Source organism: Xanthomonas sp. MLO165, from assembly GCF_018831305.1.
GTDB lineage: Bacteria > Pseudomonadota > Gammaproteobacteria > Xanthomonadales > Xanthomonadaceae > Xanthomonas > Xanthomonas arboricola.
This window is the reverse complement of record NZ_CP029263.1, coordinates 1,902,601-1,919,959: the sequence shown is the minus strand read 5'-3', so window position 1 is coordinate 1,919,959 and position 17,359 is coordinate 1,902,601. Positions and strand designations below refer to the sequence as shown.

Genomic DNA, 17,359 nt, shown 5'->3' with positions numbered 1-17,359 from the left:
ATGAATGATTCCGACACCCTGGGTGATGCCACCGATCGCATGCTGCTGCGCCGCATGGCGGCGGGCGATCGCGCCGCGTTGTCCACCATGTACACCAGCTATCACGGCCGGCTGTGCCGCTTCCTGTCGCGCCTGACCCGGCGCCCGGACATCATCGAAGAAGCCATCAACGACTGTTTCTGGATCGCCTGGCAGAAGGCCGGCGACTTCCGCGGCGATTCGCAGGTTTCGACCTGGATCATGGGCATCGCCTATCGCTGCGGCCTCAAATGCCTGCGCCAGCACGACGGCGAGGCCATCGACGATACCGCGGTGGTGGAAGACCACGCCCCCAGCGCCGACGACAACGACGACCGCGAGCTGCGCGACTGGCTCGACAAGGGCATGGAACGGCTGTCGCCGGACCAGCGCCTGGTGATCGAACTGGTCTACGGCGTCGGCCACAAGCTGGAAGAAGTGGCCGAGATCATGCAGTGCCCGGTAGGCACCATCAAGGCCCGGCTGTTCCATGCGCGGGTCAAATTACGCAATGTGCTGCCCGGCCTGGCCGGCGGCGCCCCCTATACGGAGACCATGCAATGAAGACGTTTTTCATCGCGCCTGGCAAGGAATGCTCGCACGCCTGGGAACTGATGCCCGCGGTCCTGCTCGACAGCGCCACCGAGGAAGAGAACACCTGGCTGATCGCGCACGTGGCCAAGTGCGCCTCGTGCAGTGCCGAGTTCGCCCAGCAGAACCGCCTGCGCCAGGCGCTGGCGCTGCCGTCGGCGGTGAAGCTGGACGCCAACGCCGGCCTGCAGCGCCTGCTCGGTCGCCTGGATGCGCCGGAGCAGGCCAGCGCGCCCGCGCCACCGGCAGCGCGCCGCTCCGGTAGCTGGACGGTGCGCGCGCTGGCGGCCGCAGCGCTGGTGCAGGCGATCGGCCTGGGCGTCATGGGCGTCAGGCTGGCCACGCCTGCGCCCTCGCACGACTACCGCACGCTCAGCAGCGCCACCGCCCAGCCGGTGCCGCAAGGCGCCATCCGGGTGGTGCCGGACGCCAAGATGACCGTGGCCGACTGGGACCGCCTGCTGCATGCACAGCAGTTGCAGGTGATCGGCGGGCCCAACGAGATGGGCGCCTACACCGTGGTGCCGGCCCAGCCGCAACCGCCGGCCCAGCCGCAGCAGACCGTGCAACAGCTGCGCGCCAACCCGGGCATCCGCATGGCCGAGATCGTGTCCGCACCATGAAGCGCCTGCTCGCCATCGGCATCATCGCCGCCTGCATCGGCCTTGGCCCGCAGGCCGCCGCGCAGGAGCCGGCGCAGGCCGCCGCCAGCGCCAGCACGCCACCGGCGGCCGATGCGCACACGCCCGACAGCAGCCGCGACATCCTGCTGGCGGTGGCCAACCCGCTCAGCGCACCACCAGCCCGCGCCGGGTCCAGCCTGATCGGCTACGCCTCCAGTTATTACGGCGCCGGTCAGAAGGCCGCCGTGCGCATGGAAGCACTCAAGCAGCGCTACAAGCTGCGCGAAGTCTCCGGCTGGCCGATCACCTCGCTGGGCCTGTATTGCGCCGTGCTGCAGCCGCCGCCGGGGGTGTCGCGCGACGAACTGGTCAGCGCGCTGGCCGACGACGACGGCGTGGAGCTGGTGCAACCGGTGCAGGATTTCTCGGTGTTTTCCGCCGACGCATCGGAAAAGACCACCGCGCTCTCCGGCTACAACGACCCCTATGTGGATCTGCAGCGCGGCTTCATCGCCACCGATGCGGCCAGCGCGCAGACCGTCACCCAGGGCCGCGGCGTGGTGGTGGCGGTGGTCGACACCGGCGTGGACACCACGCATGCCGACCTGAAGGCGCGCATCCGCGACGTGCACGACCTGGTCGACGATTCGCCGGTGATGACCAGCAGCGACTCGCACGGCACCGAGGTGGCCGGCATCATCGCCGCCGGCAGCAACAACCATCAAGGCATCGTCGGCATGGCGCCCAAGGCCATGCTGAGCATCTACAAGGCCTGCTGGTATGCGCCCACGGTCGGCGCCACCGCACGCTGCAACACCTTCACCCTGGCCAAGGCGCTGGCGGCGATCAACAACAGCTCCGCGCGCGTGATCAACCTGAGCCTGGGCGGCCCGGCCGACCCACTGCTGAGCAAGATGCTGCAGCACCTGGTGCAGCAGGGCCGCATCGTGGTCGCCGCGATGCCGCCCAACGGCCGGCTGGACGGTTTTCCCAACGATGTGCCGGGCGTGCTGGTGGTACGCAGCAGCAGCCCCACCGCGGCCATGCCCGGCGTGCTCAGCGCCCCCGGCAAGGACATCCTGACCACCCAGCCGAACGGCCGCTACGACTTCACCTCCGGCTCGTCGATGGCCACCGCGCATGTCAGCGGCGTGGTCGCGTTGCTGTTGTCGCTGTCGCCGTCGCTGGACGCCACCGCATTGCGCGAGCTGATGCAGCGCACCAGCAAGCTCTCCGACGGCCAGTTGCAGGTCAACGCCGGTGCCGCCGTGCAGGCGCTGGCGCCTCCCGCCAGACATTCCAACTGACGACACCGGCATGGCCAAGTGGATTCCCTTGTGGCTGCACAGACTGAGCTCGCCGCCGACCTTCTATCGCGTGGCCGGACGCGTGCGTCCGTGGGCATTGGGCCTGGCGCTGTTGCTTGGTGCGGTGGCCGCCTACGGCGGGCTGGTGCTGGCGCCGCCGGATTACCAGCAGCACGATGCCTACCGCATCATCTTCATCCACGTACCCAGCGCCTGGATGAGCCTGTTCATCTACGCGGCGATGGGCGTATCCGCGTTCATCGCACTGGTCTGGCGGATCAAGCTGGCCGAGGTGGTGACCATGGCCTCGGCGCCGATCGGCGCGGCCTTCACCTTCATCACCTTGTGCACCGGCTCGCTGTGGGGCAAGCCGATGTGGGGCACCTGGTGGACCTGGGATGCGCGGCTGACCTCCGAGTTGCTGCTGCTGTTCCTGTATCTGGGCGTGCTCGGCCTGTACCACGCGGTGGAAGACCGCCGCCAGGCGATGCGTGCGGCCGGCTTGCTGGCATTGGTGGGCCTGGTGAATCTGCCGATCGTGCATTACTCGGTGGTGTGGTGGAACACGCTGCACCAGGGCTCTACCGTGCGCCTGCTCGGCCCCTCCACGATGAGCGCGGACATGCTGTGGCCGCTGCTGACGATGATGCTGGCGACCAAGTGCTATTACCTGGCCAGCCTGTTCGGCCGCGTGCGCGTGGACCTGCTCGCCCTGGAAAGCGGCAAGGACTGGGCGCGCCGCATCGTGCTGACGGAGCGCACCGCATGACGACCCTGCTGGCGATGGGCGGTTACGGGCAATACGTGTGGACCGCATACGCGCTGTTCGTGCTGGTGCTGCTGGCCGACCTGGCATCGCCATGGTTGCGTCGCCGCCGCCTGCCGCGCGAGCTGCGCGGCCAGCTGCAACGGCAAACGCCGCGGCGCACGCGCGAGCTGTCGGCAACAGCGCCGCTGGAGCGTGACGCCCCATGAACGCCACCCGCAAGCAACGCCTGTGGCTGGTGATCGGCGCACTCGCCGCTGCGGCATTGGCGGTCACGCTGATCGTGCTCGCGCTGCAGCGGAACATGAGCTACCTGTTCACGCCCAGCCAGGTGCATGCCGGCGAGGCGGCCGGCTACCGGCAATTCCGCCTCGGCGGCATGGTCAAGGCCGGCTCGATCCAGCGCGCCACCGACAGTCTCACCGTCCACTTCACCGTGATCGACAGGCATGCCGCGACGCAGGTCGAGTACACCGGCATTCTTCCCGACCTGTTCCGCGACAACCAGTCGGTGATCGCCAACGGGCGCATGCAAAGCGGGCGCTTCGTCGCCAACGAAGTGCTGGCCAAGCACGACGAAACCTATATGCCGAAGGAACTGAAGGACGCGATGGCCGAAGGCCATGTCGGCAAGCCGATTCCCGCCGCCGCGGTGCCGCTGCCTGCGCCGCGCTGATGCGGCGCGCAGCTTGTTCCTTCCCTCAATGATGCCTCTTCGCTGCACGATGCGATTCGCCCATGACACCTGAACTCGGCCAGATCGCCCTGATCCTGGCGTTACTGCTTTCGCTTGCCCAGGGCGTACTGCCGCTGATCGGCGCCTGGCGCGGCAGTGGCGCGTTGATGGGCGTTGCGCGGCCTGCCGCGGTCGGTCAGGCGCTGTTCGTGTGGATGGCGTTCGGCCTGCTCGCCTGGTCGCTGCTGTCGCTGGATTTTTCGGTGCGCTATGTCGCCGACAACGCCAACATCGCCCTGCCCTGGTACTACCGCTTTGCCGCGGTGTGGGGCGCGCACGAAGGCTCGTTGCTGCTGTGGATCGCAATCCTGTCGAGCTGGACGCTGTTGCTGGCCGCCTTCAGCCGGCATCTGCCGCAGCATTTTGCCGCGCGCGTGCTGGCGGTGCTGGGGCTGGTGTCGGTGGGCTTTCTGGCCTTCATCCTGCTGACCTCCAATCCGTTCGCGCGGCTGTCGCCGATTCCGCTGGATGGTAACGAACTCAATCCGGTGCTGCAGGACCCGGGCATGACCTTCCACCCGCCGGTGCTGTACACCGGCTATGTCGGCTTCTCGGTGGCGTTTGCGTTCGCGGTGGCGGCCTTGCTGGGTGGCGAACTGGAGCAGGCCTGGGTGCGCTGGGCGCGGCCGTGGACCAATGTGGCCTGGGCCTGCCTCACCGCCGGTATCGTCGCCGGCAGCTGGTGGGCGTACGCGGAACTGGGCTGGGGCGGCTGGTGGTTCTGGGACCCGGTGGAAAACGCCAGCTTCATGCCGTGGCTGGTCGGCACCGCGCTGATCCACACCCAGGCGGTCACCGAAAAACGCGGCAGCCTGCGCGCCTGGACCATCCTGCTGTCGATCCTGGCGTTCTCGCTGTCGTTGCTGGGCACCTTCCTGGTGCGCTCGGGCGTGCTGACCTCGGTGCACGCCTTCGCCGCCGATCCGCGCCGCGGCCTGTACATCCTGATCTTTTTAATCGCGGTGGTCGGCGGCTCGTTGCTGCTGTACGCGCTGCGCGCGCCCCGGATCGCCAGCGGCAAACCGTTCGCCGCCGCCTCGCGCGAGACCGCCATCCTGATCGGCAACCTGCTGCTCACCGTGGCGGCGGCGATGGTGCTGCTGGGCACCTTGTTTCCGCTGGTGGCCGATGCCTTCGGCCTGGGCAAGGTGTCGGTGGGGCCGCCCTACTTCGGCTTGCTGTTCCCGCTGCTGATGTTGCCGGTGATGCTGTTGCTGCCGTTCGGCCCGTACCTGCGCTGGGGCAAGGCCGAGGCGGCGCCGTTGCAGGCACTGGGCACGCGCGCCGGCATCGCCGCGGTCGCCTGTGCGCTGGTCGGCAGCCTGTTTGCCGAGGGCCAGCCCAGGGCGATCGCCGGCATCGGCGTCGCCGCATGGGTGGCGGCCGGCACCGCGCTGTACATGTACAAGCGCTGGCGCGAGATGCCGCGCGGCCGGCGGTTTCCGGCGGAAATGGCCGGCATGCTGCTCGCGCATGCGGGCGTGGCGGTGTTCGTGGCCGGCGTGCTGGTGTCGGAAAGCCTGTCGGTCGAACGCGACGTGCGTCTGTCGCCCGGGCAGACCGCCGAGATCGCCGGTTACGCCTTCCGCTTCGACGGCGTGCAACTGATCGACGGGCCGAACTGGAAGGCCGAACAAGGCAGCGTGCAGGTCAGCCGCGATGGCCAGTTGGTCGCGCAACTGCATCCGCAAAAACGCCTGTACAGCAGCGAGCGCATCCAGACCGAATCGGCGATCGACCCCGGTATCACCCGCGATCTGTATGTCGCCCTCGGCGAGCCGCTGGACGATCAGCACATCGAATACGACTGGACGTTGCGGCTGTACTACAAACCCTTCATCCGCTGGATCTGGGCCGGCGGCCTGCTGATGATGCTGGGCGGCTTCGTCAGCGCCTGTGCCCGCCGGTTCCGTGCGCCGGCGCTCGCCACGACGGCGGCCACGGCACCGGCACACGGCACCAGTGTCACTGCGCAGGAATCGCACGCATGAACCGTCTGCTGCCCTTGCTGGGTTTTCTGTTGCTGGCGGCGCTGTTCGGCTTCGGCATTTACTGGACGATGCAGCACAACCCGCGCGATGTGCCCTCGCCGTTGATCGGCAAGCCGGCACCGGCGTTCTCGCTGCCGCGGCTGGATCGGCCCGAGCAACGCGTCAGCCGCGATCAGCTGCTGGGCAAGCCTTACGTCCTCAATGTCTTCGGCAGCTGGTGCGCCGAATGCGTGCACGAACATCCGGTGCTGATGGCGCAGGCCAGCCGGCTCGGGGTGGCGTTGATCGGCTACAACTACAAGGACGCGCCTGCCGACGCCACGGCCTGGCTTGCGCAGTACGGCAATCCGTATGCGTTGGTGATTGCCGACGAAGCCGGCCAGACCGCGATCGATTTCGGTGTCTACGGTGCGCCGGAGAGTTTCCTGATCGATGCGCAAGGCGTGATCCGCTACAAGCACATCGGCGTGCTCACGCCCGCGGTCATCAACGACGAGCTGCTGCCCGCCATCGCCGCACTGCCCGGGGGCACGCGCTGATGGCGGCGCGCTGGGTTTGGCGCTGGTACCGGCGCATGCACGGCCGGCAACTGCGTCTGCTGCTGGTGCTGCTGCTGGGCGTGCTGCTTGCGCCGCCGCTGGCGGCGCAGGCGGTGGACCCGCTGCCTTTCAAGAACCGCAGCGACGAAGCGCGTTATCAGCGCCTGACCGCGCAGTTGCGCTGCCTGGTGTGCCAGAACGAGAACCTGGCCGACTCCAATGCCGAGCTCGCGCGCGATCTGCGCCACCAGGTGTTCGCGCAGTTGCAGGCCGGCAGGAGCGATGCGCAGATCAAGCAGTACATGGTCGATCGCTATTCGGACTTCGTGCTGTACGACCCGCCGGTCAAGCGCGGCACCTGGCTGCTGTGGTTCGGTCCGTTGCTGCTGCTGGGTGCCGGTGCGGGCGTGGTGATCCATACCGTGCGCAAACGTGCGCGCGCCGGTACGCCGGTGGCGCCGCAACCGGAGGAAGAATGGTGATGACCGGTTTCTATATCGCAAGCGCCGCGCTGGTGGTCGTCGCCTTGCTGTTGATACTGGCGCCGTTGCTGCGCCAGCCCGCGCGCAAGGGCAATGCACGCTACAGCCTGCCGATTGTGCTGGTGCTCGGCTTGCCGATCGCCACGGCCGGCTTGTATCGGCTGGTCGGCGCGCCGGACGCGATCGCACGGCGTGTCTACGCGACGGCACAGCCGCCGCCGCAACCGGCAGACGCGCCTGCCGCCGCCGCGGGTGAGCAAGCCCGGGCCGCAGAGGCTAACGCCGACGCTGCGCAGGAGCAGGCGCTGGAGTCGTGGATGCAGCAAGCCAGGACCCACGAGCAGGACAACCGCCCCGCCGATGCGCGTGAGGCCTATGCGCAAGCGCTCAAAATCGCGCCGGATCTCAGCGCCGCCATCGTCGGCTGGGTGGCCGCGGACATGGCCACGCGCAGCGATTTCGCCATCGACGCCAACTCACGCAGCCGCCTGCAACAGGTGGTCGCACGCGAGCCGGACCATCAGCGCGGCCTGTGGCTGCTGGGCATCAGCGACTTTCAGCAGCAGGACTACCGCGCTGCCAGCGAGCACTGGCGGCATCTGCATGGCTTGCTCGACGCCGGCTCGCCGATGCAGAAGGCGGTGGCCGACAAGATCGCCGTGGCCGAGTCGCTGGCCAGCGCGCGGCAATCCGGGCGCGCAGCGCCCTGACGCCAACCTTGGACTGCACCCGCCTTCAAGGACACCACCACACCAGCCGATGGCAGCACCGTCGTAGTGTCAGGCGCGATTGACCGCGCACCCCGATCAGGCCGACGGCCCCAACACCTCGTGCAGCTTTCCGCTGAACTCGCCCAGCGTAAACGGCTTGGCGATCATGCTCATGCCGTCGGCAAGAAACTCGCCGCGATCGCGCGCGGTTTCCGCATAGCCGGTCATGAAGATCACCGGCAGATCCCGCCGCGACTGCCGCGCGATCTCCGCCAACTGGCGCCCGTTGAGCCCGGGCAGGCCCACGTCGGTCACCAGCAGATCGATGCGCCGTTGCGAAGCCAGGATCGGCAGCGCCGCATCGGCGTCGGCCACCACATCGGCTTCATAGCCCAACTCATTGAGCAGTTCGGTGACCAGCAGCCGCACCTGTTCGTCATCTTCCACCACCAGCACCTGCTGGCCGCGTCCGGACACCACGGCACCGGCTTGCGGTTGCGGCGACAGCGCCTGCGGATGGAGACCGGCGGGCAGATACAGGCTCACCGTGGTGCCCTTGCCCAGCTCGGACTCCACCCACACCTGCCCGTTGGACTGCTGCATGAAGCCGTAGATCATCGACATGCCCAGGCCGGTGCCCTGCCCGATCGGCTTGGTGGTGTAGAACGGTTCGAACACACGCTCCAGCACGTCGGCCGGCATACCCGCGCCGCTGTCGGTCACCGACACCACCACGTAATTGCCCGGCGCCAGCGTCACCCCGCGCCCGAGTTCCAGCGGCTGCGCTTGGACCTGCAACTGCCGGGTGGCGATGCGCAACTGCCCGCCGTCGGGCATGGCGTCGCGGGCATTGATCGCCAGATTGAGCAGCGCGCTTTCCAGCTGGTTTTCGTCGACATACGCCTGCGGCAGGTCGGCCTGCAGATCGGTTTCCAGATGCACCGATTCGCCCAGCGTGCGCGCCAGCAATTCCTGCAGCGATACCACCAGGTCGTTCAGATGCAGATGCCGCGCTTCCAGCGATTGCCGTCGCGAGAACGCCAGCAGCCGTTGCGTCAGTGCGGCCGCGCGCAGGGCCGAGGCCGACGCCACATCCAGAAAGCGGCCCAGCCCTTCGGTGCGGCCCTGGTCGATGCGCAGGCGCGCCAGATCCAGCGCCGACAGGATGCCGGTCAGCATGTTGTTGAAGTCGTGTGCGATGCCGCCGGTGAGCTGGCCTACCGCTTCCATCTTCTGCGCCTGGCGCAATGCCGCTTCGCTGGACTCGCGTGCCAGCATCTGCTGCTGCAGCTCGGCGGTGCGTTCGGCCACCTTGACCTCGAGCAGGCTGGCCTGCTGCTGGATCGATTCCAGCGCCAGCGCGCGCGCAGTGATGTCGGTGGCAAACACATGAAAGCCGTCCACCTGGCCGTCCGCATCCAGGCGCGGCATGTAGCGGATCTCCGCATCGCGCCGGCGTCCGTCGGTGTGCGGCCAACTGGCCTCCACCGTCAACGCCTGCCCGGCCAGTGCGGCCTCGATCCAGGCGCGGCGCTGCTGCACCATCGCCGGTCCCACCACATCCACCATGGACCGCCCGATCACCTCGGCAGGCGGGATGCCGATCCAGTCTTCATACGAGCGGTTGGCGAAGCGGTACACCAGATCCTTGTCGATGAAGGCAATCAGCACCGGCAGTGCGTCGGTGACGCGACGCAGCTCGGCCTCGCTCGACATCAGGGCCGTCTTGCTTTCGGCCAACTGCGCCATCTGGTCGCGAATCACGAACTGCTTCTGGCGCGAGCGCAACGCAGTGGAGATCGCGCTCAACAACGACGGCGAGCTCAGCGGCCGTTCCAATTCGATGACGTTGGTCACTTCCGCCGGCAGCGTGGCCTGGCGCCCGTTGTGGCTGCCGCGCGGCGCACGCAGCAGCACGAACGGAATATCCGACCAGGCGGCCTGGCTCTGCAGGGCATGCGAGAACTGACGCAGATCCCCGCCCACCGCTTCCTCGGTCAACACCACCACGCCGGAGGCATCGAGCAGGTCGTCCGCCAGCGCAGCCAGCGACCCGTACACCCGGCGCGTCAGTCCGCGCTGACCGACGATGCCGGCAATGCTCTCCGCATCGCGGCCGAACGGCGCGATGACGTGGACGATGGACCCATCCGGGTCACAGGTAGTCAAGTGGACGATCCAGCAACGGCGTGTCGTCCCCAACGAAATGCGGAGTACCGGTCAGCACGCCGTGGAATTTCTCCAGCGGCTCGCTCAGATGGATACCGCCCGTCCCGATGCGCAACTCGCGGATCGAATCCTCATGCGCGCCGCTGCGGTTCTTGATCACCGACACGGCCTTACGGATGCGCCCCTGCGCCTCGAAGAAGCGGAACAGGATGACGGTGTCGGCCATGTAGGAGATGTTGAGGTTGCCGGTGGACATGGTGCCGACCAGGCCGTGCTGCGGATTGACCAGGAACGTGGTCACGCCGCTCTGGTTGAGGTAGGACAGCAGCTCGTGCATCTGCAGCATCAGCTGCTTTTCCTGCGGCATCGAGGTGAGATAGCCGTTGAGGCTGTCGATCACCAGCACGCGGCAGTTGCGCTGTTCCACACTGGCGCGCACCGCCCAGGCGAACTCGCCCGGGGTCAGCTCGGCCGGGTCCATCTGATGCAGTTCCAGCAGGCCCGCGTCCAGATACTTGCGCAGATCCATGCCCAGGCTCTCGGCCCGCGTCAGCAAAGTGCCGGTGCGCTCGTCGAACTCCAGAATGCAGCAATGCTCGCCGCGCTCGCAGGCGGCGGTCACATACTGCAGCGCGATATTGGTCTTGCCCGAACCGGCAGGCCCGGTGAGCAGGGTGCTGGTGCCGCGCAGCGGCCCCCCGTGCAGCAGCGCATCGACACGCGCCACGCCACTGGACACCGCATCGCCGATGAACGGCACATGGTGATCGGAGGCGATCAGCCGCGGAAAGATCCGCATGCCGCCGGTGGTGATGGTGATGTCGTGGTAGCCGGCGATGAAATCCACGCCGCGCAACTTCTGCACCTGCATGCGCCGCCGCGCCGCGCCGAAATCCAGCGTCATGCGTTCCAGCGAAATCACCCCATGGCACAGGCTGTGCAGATGCGCATCGCGTTCGCCGTTCTCGCCGGTGAGGTCATCGACCAGGAACACGGTGATGTTGCGCGGCGCAAAGAACTGCTTGAGCGCCAACACCTGACGCCGGTAGCGCAGCGAATCCTGCGCCAGCAGGCGCAACTCGGACAACGAGTCGAACACCACACGCGTCGGCTTGACCCGGTCCACCTCGGCCTGGATCAGCTTGATGGTGCCGTCCAGCTCCATTTCCCACGGATGCAGGATGGACTGCTGGCGTCCATCGCCCAGAAACGCTTCGGCCGATGCCAGCTCGAAGATATGCAGCGCCTCCAGCGACCAGTTGTGCGAGGCGGCCACTTCGTTGAGCTCGTCGATGGTTTCCGACAAGGTCACGTACAGGCAGCTCTCGCCCTTGGCAGCGCCATCGAGCAGGAACTGCAGCGATGCGGTGGTCTTGCCCGAGCCCGGCTGGCCCTCCAGCAGGTACAGGCGATTGGGCGGCAGGCCGCCGCGCAGGATGGTGTCAAGCCCCGTCGTACCAGTCGTAATGCGGTTTGCGATCATCGGCTTCAGATTTCCCATAGGCTTAAATTTATCACGGGCGCATCACTGCCCGCTGCGCACCACTGAATCGATCAGCTTGCTTGGCGCGAGCTGAGCCCCCGCGATATCGGTAGCGTGCTGTGACCTGCGCCGCGCTTTATGACAGTTCCGACACGTTCGTCACGCGCGTGGGCCTAGCGTTGCACCTGAAGTGCATCGCATGGTTGCGATCGCTCGAGGACTGCGGTGAACCACGCATCATGTAACGCCCGTATCTTGCTGGTCGAAGACGACGATGCCATTCGTGCGATGACCGCAGATATCCTGGGTGACGAGGGCTACCAGGTCATCGTGTCGCCAGACGCCGAGCAGGCGCTGGAGCAGCTCAACCAGGCGCGTCCGTTCGATCTGCTGCTCTCCGATATCTGCCTGCCCGGTATGAACGGGCGCGACCTCGCCGACAATGCGCGCCGTCTGTATCCCGCCCTGCCCATCGTGTTCATGACCGGCTATGCCGGGTCCATCGCCAAGCGTGCGGATTTTCTCGATACCGGCATGCGTCTGTTGACCAAGCCGTTTTCGTTGCGCGACCTGCTGGGCATCGTGCAGACCGCGCTGTAAGCAACCCCGACCGAATCATCGCCAAGCCTGCACGCAGGCCTCAGTGCGATTTGCGTTCCAGCAACTGCGCCACGCGACGTTCCAGGTCCACGGCCAGAAACGGCTTGGTCAGCACCTCCATGCCGTCCTCCAATTGCCCGGCGCCCACCGCCGCGGTTGCCGCGTAGCCGGTGACGAACAGCACCGGCAGCGTCGGCCGCGACTGCCGCCCCGCGTCGGCGACCTGACGTCCGTTCAATCCACCGGTCAGCCCGACGTCGGTCACCAGCAGATCGATCGTCTCCTGCGAGCGCAGCCGCTCCACTGCGGCGCTGCCTTCGGCGGTCTCGATGACGCGGTAGCCCGCTTCGCTCAGCACTTCGGACATCAGCACGCGGATCGCGGTTTCGTCTTCCACCAGCAGTACCGTGCAGCTTGGCGCGGTCGAGCGCAGCGGTTGCTCGGTCGCCGGCACTGCCTCGTCCTGCGCCAGCACGCCATCGAAGCGCGGCAGGTACAGCGCCATGGTCGTGCCGACGCCCACCTCCGAATCGATGCGCACGTGGCCGCCGGACTGGCGGGTGAATCCGTAGATCATCGACAAGCCCAGACCGGTGCCCTGCCCGATCGGCTTGGTGGTGAAGAACGGCTCGAACACCTTGGACATCACGTCGGCGCTCATGCCGGTGCCGGTGTCCTGCACGCTCAGGCACACGTACTCGCCGATCGGCAGGTCCAGCTGCTGGGCGGCGCCGGCGTCCAGCACCCGGTTGGCGACGGCGATGGTGAGCTCGCCGCCATCGGGCATCGCGTCGCGCGCGTTGATGCACAGGTTCAATAGCGCGTTTTCCAGCTGCGGCGCATCCACCAGCACTTTCCACGGGTCGGCTGCAGGGCGCAGCTGCAAGGCGATCGAAGGCCCCAGCGTGCGCGCGATGATGTCGTGCATGCCCTGCACCAGCGCCTGTACCTCCAGCGCGGTGGGCGCCAGGGTCTGCCGGCGCGAAAACGCCAGCAGCCGCTGGGTCAGTGCGGTGGCGCGCGCGGCGCTGGACTGCGCCATTTCCACATAGCGCTCCAGGCGGTCGTACTTGCCCTGTTCGATGCGCGTCTGCAACAGCTCCAGACCGACGCTGATCGCCGTCAGCAGATTGTTGAAGTCGTGCGCCAGCCCGCCGGTCAGCTGGCCGACCGCCTCCATCTTCTGGCTCTGGCGCAGCTTTTCCTCGGCCAGCAGCAGCGCCGCGCTGCGTTCGCGCACGCGCTCTTCCAGCGTTTCGGTCAGCTGGCGCAGCTGCTGCTCGGCCAGCCGCTTGTCGGTGATGTCGGCCGCGGTGCCGAACCACTCCACGATCTGCTCGCCCTCGTCCAGCAAGGGGATCGCGCGCATCAGGGTCCAGCCCATCCGCTGATTGGCATCCAGCACGCGGTATTCCACGTCCAGCCCGGTCTTGTTGACGATCGAATGCGCAATGGCCTCGGCCAGCCGCGCGCGATCGTCCGGGTGCACCATCTCCTGCTGCCAGTTCAAGCTTGCCGAGAGCGCATCGCTCAGCGCCCCCTCGCCAACCAGTTGGCGAAGCTCGCGCCAGTCGGCGCTGGCCGAGAAGATCGACTGCGAGGACGCGCGCACCAGCGCATCCAGCCGACGCTCGCTCTCGCGCAGGGCTTCGCTGGCCAGCCGCTCGGCGGTGCGGTCGCGCAACACCTTGACAAATCCGATCGCCGCACCGGTTTCGTCGCGCAGCACCATCAGCGACCCGTTCGCCCAGAAACGCTGGCCGGACTTGCGCACATGCCAGCGCTCGTCCATGCCGCTGCCACTTTCCAGCGCCGCCGCCGCCTCGATCAGGATCTGCCGGCGCTCCACATCTTCCGGGGTGAAGGTGCGCTCCAGGGTCTGGCCCAGCATGTCGGCCTCGCTCCAGCCCAGAATGCGCTGCGCGCCCTCGTTCCAGGACGTGACCAGGCCGTGCAGGTCGGTGGCGATGATCGCGTAGTCCATCACGCTGTCCAGGATCTGCCGGTTGCGCACTTCCGCCTCGCGCACCGCGCGTTCCAGGCCGATGCGGTCGGTGATGTCCAGGCCCTGCACGAAGATGCCGGAGACGGTGCCATCGGCACCGGCGATCGGCTGGTAGACCAGATCCAGCAGGCGTCGCTCCACCGGGCCGCCCGGCTCGGCCTGCACGTTGTAGGCCAGCGCATTGGCCGCATAGGCGCGCCCGGACTGGTACACCTCGTCCAGGCGATGCAGATGCCCCTGCTCGACCAGATCCGGCAGGGCCTCGGCCAGCGGCTTGCCGATCACGTCGCGGTGCCCGATCAATCGCGAATAGCACGGGTTGGCGAACTCCACCCGATGCTGCGGACCGCTCAGAAACGCCATGAACATCGGCGCCTGCTCGAACAACCGGATCAGCCGCTCGTGCTCATCGGCAAGCCGGTTTTGCGCCACCTTGCGGTCGGTGACTTCGTTGGTGACGCAGAACGCGCCGCCCACACGCCCATCGTCCAGATAGATCGGCGAGAACGAGAATGTCCACCAGGTGTCTTCCGGCGTGCCGTAGCGGTTCATGCCGATCGGCACTTCCTCGAAGCGCGAGGCGCGCCCCGCGAACGCGGCCTCGATCGGCGCACGTACCGCCTCCCAGGCATCGGCCCACAATTCCCGCAGCGGCGCACCCAGCGCATGCGGCTGCCGCGGCCCAAGGATCGGCGTATAGGCATCGTTGTAGAAAAAGGTCAGCGCATCGCCCCACACCACATACATGCTTTCCGGCGAGCTGAGCATCAGGCTGACCGCATTGCGCAGCGGCGACGGCCACTGCGTGGTCGGCCCCAGCGGTGTTGCGGCCCAGTCGTAGGCGCGCACGGCCTGCGCCATGGCGCTGTCGCCATACGGAAACGGCGCGCTCACGTGGTGCCCAGGCGCGCTGCCGCCCAGCGGCAGTCGTCATGCGGACAATACGCAACGCGGTGCGCGGACGGCTTACCAATCACCCAAACAAGCATCTTTGACGAACCATTGAAGAAGAACCAGGATCAAACGCCGCGCAGCGCCGGCAGGCAGGAACGGAACGGGCCGAGATGCCGGCCGCACCTGCCAACGCCATCCGGCGTTGCCGGTGGCGCCCTGCAAGGCGTGCAGCGCCCGCCTACGTTACAACACTCAGGTGACGATGCCTGCCGACTGCGCGCCGGGCCCACCATGGCGCGCTGCCGCGGCAACCGGCATGGATGCCGCGCCGCGGCGCGCCGGCGATGCCCGGTGGTGCGCGTGCCCGGATAAAATCGCGAAATGGCCCAACGGCGTGGCACGATGACGCAAATGCAGGATCGCGATGCACTCATTCACCCGCTGGCTGCGGTGGCCCCGGGGTATCTGGCCAACCATGCTGCACGGGTCTTCAACCGTCTGGTGGATGCGCAACTGCGCCCGCATGGCATGTCGCTGGCACTGCTCGGGCCGATCATGCTGCTGTCCTGGAAAGGGCCGATGCTGCAACGCGACCTGGTGATCGACTCGGCGGTGAAGCAGCCGGCAATGGTGGCCCTGCTGGACAAGCTGGAGGGCCTGCAGCTGATCGAGCGCGCCCCGGCGCCGCAGGACCGCCGCGCCGCAGTGGTCTCGCTCACGCCGCGCGGGCGCAAGATCGCCGAGATCGGCGGCAAGATACTGATCGATCTCAATGCCGATGCGCTGAAGGACTTCTCCCCCGAGGAGGCGCAGCAGACTGTCGCGTTCATGCAGCGCCTGATCGCCAACCTGGAGCAGCGCGACCAGGGCATGTAATATCACTTCTGATATTTCTTCTTTCGGGTGATCTGTCATGCCGCGTCGCATCCTCATCACCGGCGCAAGCGTCGCCGGCAACACCGTGGCCTGGGCGCTCGCCCGGCAGGGATTCGACGTCAGCGTCGTCGAGCAGGCCGCGCAGTTTCGCGATGGCGGCCAGAACATCGACGTGCGCGGGGTCGGCCGCGAGGTCCTGCAGCGCATGGGCCTGGAGCAGGCCGCACTCGATCATGGCACCGGCGAGGAAGGTACTGCCTGGGTCGACGACCACGGCCATGCGGTGGCGACCTTCACGACCGACGACATCGATGGCGATGGCCCGACCGCAGAACTGGAAATCCTGCGCGGCGATCTCGCCCGCCTGCTCTACGACGCCGCACGCCAGACGGCCGAGTACCGGTTCGGCGACCGCATCGCCAGCATCGACGACGACGGCGAGGCTGCCACCGTCCGCTTCCAGAGCGGACGCAGCGACCACTTCGATGCCGTCATCGTCGCCGAAGGCGTCGGCTCGGCCACACGCGAGCTGGTGTTTCCCGGCGAGAACGACCCGCGCTGGATGGATCTGACCATTGCCTACTTCACCATCGCACGCACCGCCGACGACGACCGCCTGTGGCGTTGGTATCACACCACCGGCGGGCGCAGCATCTCGTTGCGCCCGGACCAGCACGGCACCACACGCGCGATGCTGTCGCTGCAGAAAGCCCCCGAGGGCGAGCAGGACTGGGACCTGGCAACCCAGAAGGCCTATCTGCGCGAACGCTTCGCCGACGCCGGCTGGCAGGCTGCGCGGGTACTGGACGGCATGGACACCACCGACGATTTCTACTTCGATGCCTTGCGGCAGGTGCGCATGCCGCGCTGGCACGCCGGCCGCGTCGTGCTGACCGGCGACGCCGCCTGGTGCGCAACCCCGCTGGCCGGCATCGGCGCCACTCTTGCGGTCACCGGCGGCTACGTGCTGGCCAACGAGATCGCACGTGCCGCGACACTGGAACAGGCCCTCACCGCCTACGCCGACGCCATGCGGCCGATGGTGGAACAGGGCCAGGGCGTGCCGAAGATCGGCCCGCGCCTGATGAATCCGCACAGCCGGCTCGGCATCCAGCTGCTGCACGGCGCACTGAAATTCGCCAGCCAGCCCAGCGTCCAGAACATTGCCGCCAAGCTGATGACGCCGTCGATGAAGGCGCCGGATCTGTCGCGCTATGACTGAGGCCGCCTGGATGGCGGCCGTGCTGCGGTGGCGGCACGATGCATGCCGATCGACGCCTGCCATCGGCCGCAGCACCGGCGCCGCGGCCGTCTCCACGCCTCGGTCACTTGCCGCGCCTGAATCCGCTTCTGCCCCCCGGCGCTGACCGGTACCAAAGCGCTGCGCTGGGGCCGCGACCGCTGGCTTGCGTTCTGATCGCCATGGCTGACGGCATTGCGAAGCCAACCGTGGATGAATCCTGCCACCGCCGGCGGTTTCATTTCCGCTGACGCAGGCCGCTAACGAACAGGTCGAGACATCCTTCGTGCAGCGGCAACGCTGCCGACCCCATCGGTGTCCCGGGCGCA

Annotated in this window: 16 protein-coding genes; 13 read left to right on the top strand and 3 right to left on the bottom strand. The window is 67.5% G+C overall.

Annotation, left to right across the window (positions count from 1 at the left end; all coding sequences use genetic code 11):
- From DGN21_RS08365 to DGN21_RS08320, 10 genes are all read left to right on the top strand, one after another.
- Positions 1-582, top strand: a complete 582-nt coding sequence (locus DGN21_RS08365; RefSeq protein WP_016902094.1) for a sigma-70 family RNA polymerase sigma factor — start codon at positions 1-3, stop codon at positions 580-582.
- A complete protein-coding gene (locus DGN21_RS08360) occupies positions 579-1,232 on the top strand; it encodes a zf-HC2 domain-containing protein (protein WP_054592783.1) in 654 nt (217 codons plus the stop codon). Before DGN21_RS08365 ends, DGN21_RS08360 begins: the two co-directional genes overlap by 4 nt.
- On the top strand, positions 1,229-2,539 hold the full coding sequence (locus tag DGN21_RS08355; RefSeq protein ID WP_104552731.1) for a S8 family serine peptidase: 1,311 nt from the start codon (positions 1,229-1,231) through the stop codon (positions 2,537-2,539). The genes DGN21_RS08360 and DGN21_RS08355 overlap by 4 nt, the downstream gene beginning before the upstream one ends.
- A gap of 10 nt (positions 2,540-2,549) precedes the next feature.
- The gene (gene ccmC / locus DGN21_RS08350) at positions 2,550-3,308 is read left to right on the top strand and encodes a heme ABC transporter permease CcmC (protein WP_024940344.1); all 759 of its coding nucleotides are present in this window, start codon (positions 2,550-2,552) and stop codon (positions 3,306-3,308) included.
- Complete coding sequence (ccmD, locus tag DGN21_RS08345; RefSeq protein ID WP_024940343.1) at positions 3,305-3,514, top strand: heme exporter protein CcmD; 210 nt, start codon at positions 3,305-3,307, stop codon at positions 3,512-3,514. The genes ccmC and ccmD overlap by 4 nt, the downstream gene beginning before the upstream one ends.
- Complete coding sequence (ccmE, locus tag DGN21_RS08340) at positions 3,511-3,981, top strand: cytochrome c maturation protein CcmE (protein ID WP_126965639.1); 471 nt, start codon at positions 3,511-3,513, stop codon at positions 3,979-3,981. Before ccmD ends, ccmE begins: the two co-directional genes overlap by 4 nt.
- Before the next feature lie 62 nt (positions 3,982-4,043).
- A complete protein-coding gene (locus tag DGN21_RS08335; RefSeq protein ID WP_126965638.1) occupies positions 4,044-6,032 on the top strand; it encodes a heme lyase CcmF/NrfE family subunit in 1,989 nt (662 codons plus the stop codon).
- Positions 6,029-6,571: a DsbE family thiol:disulfide interchange protein gene (locus DGN21_RS08330; protein ID WP_065049065.1), complete on the top strand. Its 543-nt coding sequence runs from the start codon at positions 6,029-6,031 to the stop codon at positions 6,569-6,571. The genes DGN21_RS08335 and DGN21_RS08330 overlap by 4 nt, the downstream gene beginning before the upstream one ends.
- Positions 6,571-7,053, top strand: a complete 483-nt coding sequence (locus DGN21_RS08325; RefSeq protein WP_047125549.1) for a cytochrome c-type biogenesis protein — start codon at positions 6,571-6,573, stop codon at positions 7,051-7,053. Before DGN21_RS08330 ends, DGN21_RS08325 begins: the two co-directional genes overlap by 1 nt.
- Positions 7,047-7,763, top strand: a complete 717-nt coding sequence (locus tag DGN21_RS08320) for a tetratricopeptide repeat protein (protein ID WP_164738879.1) — start codon at positions 7,047-7,049, stop codon at positions 7,761-7,763. The genes DGN21_RS08325 and DGN21_RS08320 overlap by 7 nt, the downstream gene beginning before the upstream one ends.
- Positions 7,764-7,859: 96 nt before the next feature.
- On the opposite strand, the gene DGN21_RS08315 is transcribed toward DGN21_RS08320, so the two are convergent.
- Both DGN21_RS08315 and DGN21_RS08310 read right to left on the bottom strand, forming a co-directional pair.
- Positions 7,860-9,932 carry a PAS domain-containing sensor histidine kinase gene (locus DGN21_RS08315; protein ID WP_126965636.1) on the bottom strand — a complete coding sequence of 691 codons (2,073 nt, stop codon included), beginning with the start codon at positions 9,930-9,932 and terminating at the stop codon, positions 7,860-7,862.
- Complete coding sequence (locus DGN21_RS08310) at positions 9,919-11,433, bottom strand: ATPase domain-containing protein (protein ID WP_024940164.1); 1,515 nt, start codon at positions 11,431-11,433, stop codon at positions 9,919-9,921. Before DGN21_RS08310 ends, DGN21_RS08315 begins: the two co-directional genes overlap by 14 nt.
- A gap of 237 nt (positions 11,434-11,670) precedes the next feature.
- Here DGN21_RS08310 and DGN21_RS08305 point away from each other — a divergent pair, with 237 nt between their 5' ends.
- Positions 11,671-12,015, top strand: coding sequence for a response regulator (locus DGN21_RS08305; RefSeq protein ID WP_102252252.1), 345 nt, complete (start codon positions 11,671-11,673; stop codon positions 12,013-12,015).
- A 40-nt stretch (positions 12,016-12,055) separates the two neighbouring features.
- On the opposite strand, the gene DGN21_RS08300 is transcribed toward DGN21_RS08305, so the two are convergent.
- Positions 12,056-14,914 (bottom strand): PAS domain-containing protein, encoded by a 2,859-nt coding sequence (locus DGN21_RS08300; RefSeq protein WP_126965635.1) that lies wholly within the window; start codon positions 14,912-14,914, stop codon positions 12,056-12,058.
- 411 nt (positions 14,915-15,325) lie between these two features.
- Between DGN21_RS08300 and DGN21_RS08295 the strand changes: the two genes are divergently transcribed.
- Both DGN21_RS08295 and DGN21_RS08290 read left to right on the top strand, forming a co-directional pair.
- Positions 15,326-15,790: a MarR family winged helix-turn-helix transcriptional regulator gene (locus tag DGN21_RS08295; protein WP_102580913.1), complete on the top strand. Its 465-nt coding sequence runs from the start codon at positions 15,326-15,328 to the stop codon at positions 15,788-15,790.
- Between the two features lie 37 nt (positions 15,791-15,827).
- On the top strand, positions 15,828-17,012 hold the full coding sequence (locus DGN21_RS08290) for an FAD-dependent monooxygenase (RefSeq protein ID WP_126965634.1): 1,185 nt from the start codon (positions 15,828-15,830) through the stop codon (positions 17,010-17,012).
- The last annotated feature ends 347 nt before the right edge of the window (positions 17,013-17,359 follow it).